Here is an 11,770-nt window from a genome sequence, read left to right on the forward strand (position 1 = left end):
GGATTATCGGGCTGTCTATGAGCCCGGTACGCATTCTGCATTTTGCGTAGGCAGGACGACCTCTTTTACAGCCTGCACAGTGGGCGTGACAACCACGTTCGGTTCCGTGTGCTGGACGATTTTTCCGAAAGTGAATTCGACCGTCTTGGTTTCTCCAGGAGCGAGTTGAACGGCCAGAACGCCTACGGGCCTGTTGCTGTGCTGGTAGGGAGCAAAGTCTGTCCTCTGTCCGTCCAACTTGGCGGTTTCCACGTTCGCTTGGACTGGTCCGTAAGCCACGATGTTGGTTCGAACCGAACCGGTGGGGACGCCGTAAATGCCCCCGCCGGTGACGTAGGCCGGCAGAATCCTTGCTGCGTCGGCTGGCGCAGTATTCGTGCTGGTTACCCGAACCGTCGTCTGCTCGTAGCCGTCCTGCGAGCATTCCTTCACCAACTGGACGGTGCGCTTGGCGTAGTAGTCCATTTTGGCACCGGTGCCGTCGTTGAAGTAGACGCCGAACTGGGCGGGGGAGACGCTGGGGCCTGTGATGGAGCCGCTGAGCGGGTATTTACCTAGAACTGACTGTTCATCGGTCATACCGGACCAGACCAGGACCCTGCCTTCTCCGGCACCGCGCGTGATCCCTTCGATCAGCCCCTTGGCGCCACCTTTTCCGTTCGACAAGACCGCAAAAATTTCTTGGGCGACGCCGGCGAAGTAAGCGTCCTGTAGCTTCGGCTGCTCGATTTTGGCGTACACATCTGACAAGAGGGTCTGTACGACGTTCTTGCCTGTCAGTTCTGTGGGCAACTTATTCTTTGCCAGGCCGATGAGTTCAGGACTGCTAATGTTCAACGGTCCGGTCGCGTCCAGGATGTAGCTCAGCGCAACGGGGTCAATGGAGATAACGCCATCAACGTGTTGCCCAGTTTTGCGTTCCCACATTGCCTGTGCGGTACTGGCGGCCGTTGGATAGTCAGGCGTTAGGTTTACGTCCTGCATGTACTTACCCAGACGGCCGGAGTAAATCTGCTGCTGCACAGGATCCACGGGCACCGGCGGCGACATCACTCCAAGCTCTGTGGCGCTGCTTTGCGAGCCCAGCGTCAGCTTCCCTTTGTCGAGGTTGAGAACGGCAAGAGCTCCCGGAATACCACCAGATGCGCGGATTTCGGCGTTGTTCTGAATCATGAGCACGTAATTCCGTGGTCCTTCTGCCCCTAACATCCCAGGGACGATCTGGGCTGCATCGGCCGCTGCATCCAGAGCACCCGTGACGTCCTGCAATTGGTCTCTGGCACGAATCACGGGCTCGCTCACTTGAGGTAGCAGCCTGCTTACATCGATCTGATTCAAGCGATCAGCAGATAGACGGACAGCGTGTGCGGCGGACGAAACGCTCGGAGACGCTGCCTGAAGCGGTCCAAAGTTCGTGCCAGAGCTATTCGGAAGCAGACTGTCCCAGTCAAGGGAGCTATAGACCTTCACAAGCGGTTCCAGCCCGAGGTTGGCCACGTCGTCGGCTGAGCGTGCAACTTCAGCCACGGCACCGAAGTTGGGACCGAGTCCCGGCAGGATCGACGCCAAGGTCCAAATCGGATCGTCGGCCGCGTCCTTTGCCGCTGCGGTGTGGGCCCGAAGTTGATCGACCGAGCCAGTCGCGCCACTGGGGTTGTTACCAGCGAGCTCTTCTTTAAGGGAAGGGATCAGCTGAGTGGCCGCGTTGAGCTCGGAGTTTATCGTAGAGGCTTTACTTCCCAGCCAAGCCGCTGCGGCGACAGCCAGGACGGCTATTACCCCCAGCGAGGCGAGGGCGAATAGGAGTCGCCGGCGACGATACTGGTGAGGCCTCGGAGACCGTCGAGTGCTGGAGATGGCTCGATTCTCCGAGTGTTGGGTTTCCGTCATCGTCAGGGACGTCCAAGACCGCGGTAGGTCCACCCAGCTGCGCGCCATTTACCAGCATCCAGGACGTTGCGACCATCGAGAATTCGGGGCGAGGCTACTGAGCGTGCTAGCTCGTATGGATCAAGGTCGCGGTACTCCTGCCATTCTGTAAGTAGAAGCAAGGCGTCTGCCTTCTGAACGGCCTTTTCAGAATTAGGTTCGTACTGTAGCTCGGGAAACCTGCGCGAGGCGTTGGAAAGTACCTTCGGATCGGTGACAGTCACCACAGCCCCTTGGAGCTGAAGTTGTGCGGCGATGCTCAAGGCCGGCGAATCGCGGACGTCGTCGCTTTCGGGCTTGAACGCGGCACCTAGCACAGTAATCCTCATGCCCAGCAGGGAGCCGCCACACAATTCACGGGAGAGCTCAACGACGCGCGTCCTGCGGCGCATGTTGATGGCGTCCACCTCACGAAGGAAGGTTAGTGCTTGATCGGCCCCGAGTTCGCCGGCCCTGGCCATGAAGGCCCGGATATCTTTGGGAAGGCAGCCTCCGCCGAAGCCTATTCCCGCGTTGAGGAACTTGCGGCCGATCCTGTCATCCATTCCGATTGCGTCCGCGAGCCCGCTGACGTCGGCGCCTGAGGCCTCGCATACTTCAGCCATGGCGTTGGTAAAGGAGATTTTGGTCGCCAAAAAGGAATTGGCAGCAGCCTTTACCAGCTCAGCGGTGGGGAGGTCGACCACAAGGCGGGGAGTCCCAGCTGTCAGTGGCGTCGAGTACACAGCGTCGAGTAGACCAACGGCTGGATGTTCTTCGGAGCCACCTGGCACGCCATACACGAACCGATCCGGTTGTAAGGTGTCAGACACTGCATGCCCTTCTCGTAGGAACTCAGGGTTCCAAAGCAGATGGGCTGAAGGCTCTGCGTCCAGGACTAGATTGGCGAGCCGCGCGGCTGTGCCCACCGGAACAGTGGACTTACCAACGACGACGTTCCCAGACGCGATGTAGGGGAGCAGCCCAATTGTGGCAGCATCAACGTAGGTCATGTCGGCGCCGTTTTCTCCCTTTTTCTGGGGCGTGCCAACGCAGATGAAGTGGATGTCACTTCCTGCCGCAGCGCTCAGGTCGGATGTGAATCTCAGTCTGCCCGTCTCCTGGACTTCGCGAAGAAGTTCATCCAAATCGGGCTCATAAAACGGGGCCGCTGCCGAGGACAGGGCCGCGATCTTTTGCTCGTCCACATCGATTCCCACCACCTCATGTCCGAGCTTCGCCATGCAAGCGGCGTGTACTGCTCCGAGGTATCCGCAACCGATTACTGAAATACGCATTTTGCCTCCCCCAATGCCAGCATGTTCGGCGTAGTCCGCCAGAGTTGGACAGGATCCTGGTCAGACCGCGCCCGTGCTTGCGAAAACTGCCTTGAATGTCCTGAAGAGAATTACAACGTCGCCTATAAGTGACCAGTTTTCCACGTAGTAGAGGTCCAGCCGAATACTCTCTTCCCAACTGAGATTGGACCGTCCACTGACTTGCCACAGCCCGCTCATTCCAGGGCTTACGTAAAGGCGGCGGTGTGCCGCGTCATCGTAAAGAGCGACCTCACCTTCGCGCTGTGGACGTGGCCCTACGAGGCTCATACTTCCACCGAGAACGTTAAGTAACTGAGGCAACTCATCCAGTGAGTACCTACGCATTATTCGCCCCAAGGGTGTGATTCGGGGGTCATTCTCGATCTTGAAAAGAGGAGTGTCGCTGGAACCCTGCGCCGCCAGTAGAGCATTGAGTTCCGGATCCGCATTCACTTTCATTGAGCGGAACTTGAGCATGGAGAAGGTGGTGCCACGAAGGCCAATCCTCTCCTGGCGATAAAAAACCGGACCACGGTCAGTAACTCGAACGAGGAGTGCCAGGACTAGGAAGACCGGGGCAAGGAATGCGACCAGTAGCCCTGCAACGGCAATATCGAAAGTGCGCTTGGCTATCTTCTTTCCACCGGTGAGCTTCGGTGTCGAGACGTGGATTAGTGGAAGACCTGCGACAGGCTGAGTGTGGATTCTCGGACCGGCCACGTCTGTTAGGGCAGGTGCCAAGATCATACCGATGTCTCTCGCAGCAAGCTCCCACCCAAGCCGCCTCAGATCGTGAGGATGCAAATTAACGCCGGCAGAGACAGCAACGGTGTCCACATTTGTAGCCAGGATCACGGAAAGAATGGAATCGAAATCGGTCGGAATGCCCGTCAGCGGGGCTTCCATATCTGTGGCGCGAAACGTTTCCCCGGCTATGTGAGTTGCGACAGGAAGGTAACCTGCAGCGGGTGCGCTTTTCAGCGAACGTTCTAGATGAGCGGCGGAGTGGGTGCCACCAATGATGAGCACACGGGAAGTGCTTTTGCCTTGCTTCCGCTCAAGACTCAGGTGCTGTCGTACCAACCAGCGAGCCGCCAATAGACCGAGAGTGCCCGCGGGAAAGGCCAAACCAACGAATCCGCGAGGCGTGTCAATGCGCACCGCGTATGACACGACAGCGACAAAACCAAAAAGCCACGCAGAACTCGCAAGTACACTTTTATACTCTTCCGACCCGGAGCCGAGTACGCGGGCTTCCCTGGAGCCCCAAAATCCTAGCATCAGCCACCAGGCGATCACCAACACAATGGAAAGGAGAAAATAGTCAACATCCGTGGCACCGCCCGCACTTATATCCGAGAATCCGAATCGAACTCCGTAAGCCCCGGCGACAGCCCAGACGACAACGCCAGCATCAACCACTTTCAGGCGCAGGGCATACTTGTTGCGCCAATCCTGGTGGCCCTTGGCTTTGGATTGTTTAATCTCTTCTTTGAGTGGCATGTTGATCCCCCCAACAAGACCTTTTCACAATCGAATGTGATCGACGTTTGCGCGATACCACTCGACAGTGCTCTTTATTCCGTCGCTTAGATTGATGCTTGCAGTCCACCCGGAATTCGCCAGCTTGGCCACATCGAGCAGCTTCTGCGGAGTCCCATCAGGTCTGGTTGTGTCCCACGTGATCTGTCCGTCGTAGCCAACGGCATCCGCTACCAGCGAGGCCAATTCCTTGATCGTCAAGTCAGTTCCAGTGCCGACGTTGACCTGCTCGGGCCCATCATAGTTCTCAAGAAGGTGCAGGCACGCGGCAGCCATGTCATCGACGTGCAGAAACTCACGTCGGGGGGAACCTGTTCCCCAGTTCGTTACGCTGCTGGCACCGTCAGATACTGCCTTGTCATATCGCCGGATGAGCGCCGGAAGGACATGCGATCCCTCAAGTGAAAAGTTGTCCCCCGGGCCGTAAAGGTTGGTGGGCATCGCCGATATCCAGGGCAGCCCATACTGTCGACGAATCGCCTGGATGTGCATGATGCCCGCTATTTTGGCTATCGCATAGGCATCGTTGGTTGGTTCCAAGTGACCGGTTAGCAATGAATCTTCGCGGATGGGCTGGTCGGCGAACTTGGGATAGATGCAAGACGACCCCAAGAACAATAGTCTTTCTACCCCTTGCTCGCGTGCAGCGTCCAAAACGTTTGTCTGGATCCGTATATTCCCACTGAAGAAATCCACGGGGTACGTATTGTTGGCGAGAATGCCGCCCACTTTGGCGGCAGCGAGGACGACATAGCGGGGTTTCGTAGCCGCGAAGAAAGCGAAGACTTCATCGCGGTCTTTGAGATCGAGCTCCTTGGACGTGCGTCCGATGAGGTTCGTGAAACGCTCGGTCTTCAGGTTTCGCCAGATTGCAGACCCCACGAGCCCTCGGTGGCCGGCGACGTAGAACTTTGCTGAACGATCAAGCGCGACTGGTACGAAATCGATCTCTGGGTTCATCAGTTCTTCCAGCTTTCAAGGTCGACGCTATCGATCCAGCTGCTTCCCGCGTGCTTCAAGGCCTCGATGTCAGCGTCAACCATGATGCGGGCAAGTTCCGGTGTGTGAACTGACGCCTTCCAGTCGAGCTTGGCATGGGCTTTGGATGCGTCTCCTACCAGAGCGTCCACTTCCGTTGGACGCAGATAGCGTTCGTCGAACCGGACATGGTCTTCCCACTTGAGGCCGGCGTATTCGAATGAAATCCGGAGGAAGTCCCTGACCGTGTAGTTACCCCCGGTGGCGAGAACAAAGTCATCGGGTTCGTCGGCCTGAAGCATGCGCCACATGCCTTCCACGTACTCTGCGGCGTAGCCCCAGTCCCGGACAGCGTCAAGGTTGCCCATATACAGAAGGTCCTGCTTGCCGGCCTGGATGGCTGCAACAGCGCGGGTGATCTTGCGAGTCACGAACGTTTCCCCGCGCCTGGGTGACTCGTGATTGAAGAGAATGCCGTTGACGGCAAACATGCCGTAAGCCTCACGGTAATTTTTGGTTACCCAGTAGCTGTACACCTTTGCGGCCCCGTAGGGTGACCGCGGATAAAAAGGGGTCTCTTCGTCCTGCGGAGGAGGAGTAGCCCCAAACATCTCCGAAGAGGATGCCTGATAAAACCTCGTGTCGATCCCCGCCATGCGGACCGCCTCAAGCAGCCTAATGGTTCCGACACCTGTGGTGTCGGCGGTGTGCTCGGGCTCGTCGAAAGACACACGAACGTGTGACTGAGCGGCTAGGTTGTAAACCTCATGCGGGTTGATTTGCGCCAGCAGTGTCACGAGGCGAACCCCGTCGCTCAAATCACCATAGTGAAGGAATAGCCTTGCCTTCGGATCATGCGGATCGACATACAGGTGGTCGACTCTTGCTGTATTGAATGTCGAGGCCCGGCGGATCAGGCCGTGGACTTCGTAGCCCTTGCTCAGCAGCAGTTCTGCGAGATACGAGCCATCCTGCCCTGTAATTCCGGTGATCAGCGCGCGCTTAGTCATGGTGCCCCCCCACAGTGCGAGAATTTGAAATGGTCGCACTGCCTAGCGGCCGCGCAACAACCCCAGACTCATTATGAAATCATCATAGTGGGCAATTGCCGAGGACTCGGACAATGTTTTTTCACGGAATCGCATGCCGTTCTGGCCTAGTTCTTTTGACAGGTTTGGGTTGTTACCCAATGACTCGATGCCGGCAACCAATGAGGAAGGGTTCCCTGCATCCACACGGATCCCGGCGCCCGACAGCGCAATTTCTTCCGAAGTGACACTTCCTTCGTCTGTTGCCGCCACTACGGGCACACCCGAAGTGAAATACGACGTGAGCTTGCTTGGGACGGACATGTCACGAACGCCGGGCAGTTCGTTCACAAGAAGGACATCGGCGGCCTGAAGTGCAGCTTGAAAGTCTTGCTGAGGTAGCGAGTCGACGAATGTCAAGTGAGTGAGGCCCTGAGCGGCAGACATTAATGCCTCCCTTTGGTTTCCATCCCCCATAAGAACGAACTTCACGCGACTATCCGTTTCTTCAGCCAGACGTGCCGCGGCAACAACATTTTCTAGTCCTTGCTTTCTTCCCATGTTGCCACAGTGGAGCGCGATGATGTCTTTGTCGTCCCAGCCAAGACGCTTGCGAGTTTCAGAACAGTTAGTAGAGGCGGCTGATGGCAGATGCGTCCAGTTGCGAACCACACTTATCGATCCAGGGGAGACATCCAGTGCGTCGACGATATAACGCGCAAACCGTTCGTGGATGGCCACAACACCGTGTGCCGATCCGAGAATTTTGCCTTCCAGCCGCGCCATACTCCTCGATGCAAAACCGGGCCTTCCACCCGTTTCAACAATGCCGCGGCTGTAGAGATCCTGGACCCAAACGACGACACCAGGCCGCTTCCGCCCCAACCTTGCGCGAATCATGGCCAGTCCGGTGGAGAAGAGCGCAGGGCTGACCAGCACCACGACGTCCGGGTTGCCCCAGTCTGCAAACAAGAGGCGAAGGCCAAAACTAAGCTCCATATGCATCCGGCCCAGAGCCGTTGGGTGGCGCGGAACGTGGTGGCGGAGACGCATGACCCGAACTCCCTCGATCGTCTCTCGGATGGTCCACCCCTGGTACTCTCGACGGATTTTCCACTCCGGGTAGTGGGGGAAGCCTGTAAGAACACGGACGTTGTGTCCCTTGGCAGCGAGCCCCTCCGCGAGGCTGGTTGTATATGGAGCATTGCCGGAAGGCTCAGGAGCGTAATGCAGTCCTAAAATCGCGATATTGAGCTGGCGTCTGTTCACAGGTGCAACAATAGTGGCCAGCCTGTGGCCAGCGATCTAAGGGGAGTAAAAACAATGGAAGCAGCTACGCCGGACGCTCGAGGACGAGGTGGCATCAGGATTTTGGATCTCTCCCAAGCTCCCGGTGAAAAGCTGGCCTGGGACAAGCCGCGGAGTGTTGTCTACATGTGGGCGATTGTCGAATTGTTGTTCGTCTACAACCCGTGGCAAATCAGTTCGTCGATCCGCGTCAAAGCCCTAAGGTTGTTCGGAGCCGACATAGGCGCAGACGTTATTTTTAGGCCTCGCACGAGGGTGAAGTTCCCATGGAAGCTGCATATCTCGGACCGCTGTTGGATCGGCGAAGGTGTCTGGCTGCACAATCAAGATGACATTTTTGTAGGCACCGATGTAGTGATTTCACAGGATGCATTTCTGACGACTGGAAGCCATGCAGTGCGGAAAGACATGGGCCTCATAACGAGGCCGATCAATGTAGAAGCAGGTGCATGGATTACGGCTCGATGCATCGTGCTCGGGGGCGCGAGTATTGGAAGATCAGCCATTGTAACTCCAAATACAGTTGTTCGATCTGGCGTCGTGGTTCCCGAGGGTGTCATCTTCGGGCAGCCGGATGCGGAAGTCTTGGGAGATCGATTTCCCCCCAGATCAGAAGCGGCAGCAGAAAGTGATGCCACGCATGAGTAAGAAGAAACAACCCGGCAAATACGTACTGTATCTCGCAGTCTTGCCAAAATACCGGACAGAATGTGTCCGGATTTTGACCGATGTAATGGGTGACAATCTCAGAATATTCGTCAGCTCCGCGCATCTTGATGAATCAGTGAAAACAGGAATTCCCAAGGACCTGTACACGCAGGTATCAATTAGAAGACTCCTAAGGGGCAGAGCATTCATACAATTGGGCTCATGGGGGCCGGCCGTGAATGCGAAGACTACGGTATTGGACCTGAACCCGCGAAGCATCAGTGCATGGCTATTATTGGCAATTCGCGCCGCGCTAGGAAGGCGAACACTCGTTTGGGGCCACATCCACCCGCAGGCTGGTGCAGGATCGAGAACCGCCGTTTTGAGACGGATTATGCGTCGAATCGCAAAGGGGACGATCTCCTACACGTATCGAGATGCCGAAAAGGCGATTAGCGACATACCGGGAAGTGCGGTTTGGATTGCTCCTAACTCCCTTTACAGGAAGGAATCGGTTCGGCCTGCGCTCGACGCAAACGACGCCCAGCGCAGCTCTGTGCTCTATGTCGGACGATTTGCACCCGCTAAAAAAGTTTCCTTGTTAGTGGAGGCTTTCGGGGAAGCCGTAAGGACACAGCCGGACATGAGGTTGATCCTAGTTGGTGGCGGTTCAGAGGAAGCGGCGTTGAGGCATTTGACGTCGCGCCTGGGTATCGCAGAGCAAGTCGAATTCCCTGGGTGGATTGACGATCTGGAAGCCTTGTCACCGTTCTACGCGCGTGCGTTCTGCTCGGTGTCTCCAGGCTTTGCTGGGCTGGGTCTCACCCAAAGCTTAGGATTTGGAGTCCCAATGCTGGTAGCTGATGATGAGCCCCATTCGCCTGAGATAGAGCTAGATGCTTCCGGCGGCGTAACTTACTTCCGATCAAACTCAAATATCGAACTGAGCAAAACAATTCTCACCAAATGGGAGAATCGTGATAATTTACCGAATCTAGCTATATCGCGTTACACAAAACTGCGTTATTCAGCGGAAGCAATGGCTTCTGGTCTTGAAGATGCGCTGAAGAATAGCCGGACTAATCTGTTATAGGGGGATGTTGAGATCGTGGATCAAGAAAGTAGATCAATAATTCCATTTTGGATGAACCGCGCGGTACGTTCGTTCATGCGAAGACTGTCAGTGCACGGGAACGTTGAGTATAAAGGAGATTTGCGCGTTGGTAGGGGGGTGATTATCGGGTCTACACACAGACTCAAGATTGGTCGAGGGGTTTCGATCGGCCCGCGAAGTGTAGTGCAGGTCAACGGGAGAATTGGCGACTATGCCTTGATCGGAATGCATGTTCAGATAATTGGGCGAGAAGACCATGCGATATCGGAGGTGGGAACTCCAATGTCACTTTCAACCTGGATTGGCAATCGGGAACCTCGCCCGAGGGACTCTGTTGATATCGGTCGCGATGTCTGGATAGGCGCATCCAGTATTATTCTGGGAGGCGTCGTCGTGGGTGAAGGTTCTGTGATAGGTGCGGGTGCGGTTGTTACCCGGGACATTCCGAGTTACTCGATTGCCGTCGGCAATCCTGCTCGTGTCGTTGGTCGTCGGTTTACGAACGAAGAGGAGCGGCAGGAGCACAGCAGCGCGCTAGACCGTAGGCTAGCTCATGCGCAATTTGCGGCGGGCTGATGGCAGAGTGAAAGGTCAGCGGCTGCGTCAAGCGCTGATAGCCCTTTCAAAGGGGCTCTTCACGGTTCATGGTGAATGTTCTGCCGTGATGGGTGTTCACGCCGCTGTTCTGGCGGCACTGCGCAACAGGATACGCGTTTTGTAGTTGCGTGCGTTGGTGAATCCCCGGCCTGTCCGTTTGATGTGTTTGATCGCGGTGTTATTGGCTTCCACTTTCGCCGTTGTCGCGCCTGTGACGATGAGGACTTCGATCTCTTTCCACCACCGGCAGACCGTTCGCCAGAGCCGGTTCGTTTCCGGCTGGGCGGCCTGTTCGACCAGGGTTTGCAGGCGGTCTTTCGCCACGGCTGCATCGGCGAGGGACCCGGTGGCGAGCAGGGCCCGGAGCTGCTCTTTGACCAGCCAGGCGGCCTGCAGCTTCCCGGTGGCGTCGTCGGTCGCGAACACCGTGCTGAGCCTGTCCCGTGCCCGGTCCGAGAGTGTGTCCCCGGCCCGGAGGAGCAGTCGCCGGTTAGCCCAGACAGGGTCGATGGAGCGTCCCCGCCGGCCATGGACTTGCTGGGTGAGCCGTTGCCGGACTTCGGTGAGCATGTCGTTGCCTAGCTTGACCAGGTGGAACGCGTCGACCGACACCGCGGTGCGCGGGAGCCACATCCGCAGGGCCTTGCGGAACGCCGCTGAGGGGTCGATCGCGACGACCTGCACGCCCAGGCGCCACTCCAGCGGGCGTGCGAAGAGCCAGTCTCCGACGCCCTCGCTGTCACGGCCGTCAACGATCCCCAGGACTTGTCCGGTGTCCAGATCAACAATGGTGGTCATCCAGGGTTCATAGCGTTTCCAGGCCTTGGTGGCCGGGTCGCGGAAGAACCGTACGGACCGGTAGCGGTGTTCATCAATGCCGAGCATCCGCGGCGTCAGGGCGTCGACATCAGGCAGTGTCAGGGCTGCTGAGTCCAGGGCCCGCTGGACCAGCCACCACGAGACACCGAACGAAGAGGCAGCCTCCGCGGCGGCCCTTCCGGATCCGATCACCGCGGCCACGAGGGCGTCACGGAGCCGGCGGGTGGACCGGGCCCGGCGCGGGACCTGCGCCGTTTCCTCGGTGAACGTCCTGCGCGGGCACAGATACTCATCGCAGAAGAATCTCCGCTTGGCCCAGATCACGTCGACGGGACCGGCGACAGGGATGTCGCGGAGACGTTGGGGCCGGCGGGAATGAACGCGGGTGCTGATCACCCCACAGGACGGGCAGCCCGCCTCGGCGGTTGCCTCGACACTGACACGCCGCTGCCCGAAGGTGAGGACCTCGGTGCCGGTGACGCGGTAATCGGGCTCTTCACGGTTGGTGG

Annotated in this window: 10 protein-coding genes; 3 read left to right on the top strand and 7 right to left on the bottom strand. The window is 57.5% G+C overall.

Features of this window, described 5'->3' with window-relative positions:
- Positions 1 to 15 precede the first annotated feature (15 nt).
- The 6 genes from J7E83_RS14510 to J7E83_RS14535 all read right to left on the bottom strand — a co-directional run bounded on the left by J7E83_RS14510 (position 16) and on the right by J7E83_RS14535 (position 8,044).
- On the bottom strand, positions 16 to 1,527 hold the full coding sequence (locus tag J7E83_RS14510) for a DUF4012 domain-containing protein (protein ID WP_311379693.1): 1,512 nt from the start codon (positions 1,525 to 1,527) through the stop codon (positions 16 to 18).
- A gap of 365 nt (positions 1,528 to 1,892) precedes the next feature.
- Positions 1,893 to 3,206, bottom strand: coding sequence for a UDP-glucose/GDP-mannose dehydrogenase family protein (locus tag J7E83_RS14515; RefSeq protein WP_214963329.1), 1,314 nt, complete (start codon positions 3,204 to 3,206; stop codon positions 1,893 to 1,895).
- Positions 3,207 to 3,266: 60 nt separating this feature from the next.
- Complete coding sequence (locus tag J7E83_RS14520; RefSeq protein WP_214963331.1) at positions 3,267 to 4,730, bottom strand: sugar transferase; 1,464 nt, start codon at positions 4,728 to 4,730, stop codon at positions 3,267 to 3,269.
- Between the two features lie 24 nt (positions 4,731 to 4,754).
- Entirely contained in the window at positions 4,755 to 5,729 is a 975-nt protein-coding gene (locus tag J7E83_RS14525) for a GDP-L-fucose synthase (RefSeq protein ID WP_214963333.1), read from the bottom strand.
- Positions 5,729 to 6,757, bottom strand: coding sequence for a GDP-mannose 4,6-dehydratase (gmd, locus tag J7E83_RS14530; RefSeq protein ID WP_214963335.1), 1,029 nt, complete (start codon positions 6,755 to 6,757; stop codon positions 5,729 to 5,731). The genes J7E83_RS14525 and gmd overlap by 1 nt, the downstream gene beginning before the upstream one ends.
- 42 nt (positions 6,758 to 6,799) lie before the next feature.
- Positions 6,800 to 8,044, bottom strand: coding sequence for a glycosyltransferase family 4 protein (locus J7E83_RS14535; RefSeq protein ID WP_311379694.1), 1,245 nt, complete (start codon positions 8,042 to 8,044; stop codon positions 6,800 to 6,802).
- Between the two features lie 54 nt (positions 8,045 to 8,098).
- On the opposite strand from J7E83_RS14535, the gene J7E83_RS14540 reads away from it, so the two are divergent.
- The 3 genes from J7E83_RS14540 to J7E83_RS21205 all read left to right on the top strand — a co-directional run bounded on the left by J7E83_RS14540 (position 8,099) and on the right by J7E83_RS21205 (position 10,421).
- Positions 8,099 to 8,731 carry an acetyltransferase gene (locus J7E83_RS14540; protein WP_214963337.1) on the top strand — a complete coding sequence of 211 codons (633 nt, stop codon included), beginning with the start codon at positions 8,099 to 8,101 and terminating at the stop codon, positions 8,729 to 8,731.
- The gene (locus tag J7E83_RS14545) at positions 8,724 to 9,824 is read left to right on the top strand and encodes a glycosyltransferase (RefSeq protein ID WP_214963339.1); all 1,101 of its coding nucleotides are present in this window, start codon (positions 8,724 to 8,726) and stop codon (positions 9,822 to 9,824) included. The genes J7E83_RS14540 and J7E83_RS14545 overlap by 8 nt, the downstream gene beginning before the upstream one ends.
- A 303-nt stretch (positions 9,825 to 10,127) precedes the next feature.
- Positions 10,128 to 10,421 carry a DapH/DapD/GlmU-related protein gene (locus J7E83_RS21205; protein WP_251043893.1) on the top strand — a complete coding sequence of 98 codons (294 nt, stop codon included), beginning with the start codon at positions 10,128 to 10,130 and terminating at the stop codon, positions 10,419 to 10,421.
- A gap of 96 nt (positions 10,422 to 10,517) precedes the next feature.
- Here the strand turns inward: J7E83_RS21205 and J7E83_RS14555 are convergent.
- The coding region (locus J7E83_RS14555) for an ISL3 family transposase (RefSeq protein WP_214963341.1) at positions 10,518 to 11,770 on the bottom strand (1,253 nt) is incomplete at its 5' end.

This window comes from Arthrobacter sp. ISL-48, assembly GCF_018613805.1.
Classification (GTDB): domain Bacteria; phylum Actinomycetota; class Actinomycetes; order Actinomycetales; family Micrococcaceae; genus Arthrobacter.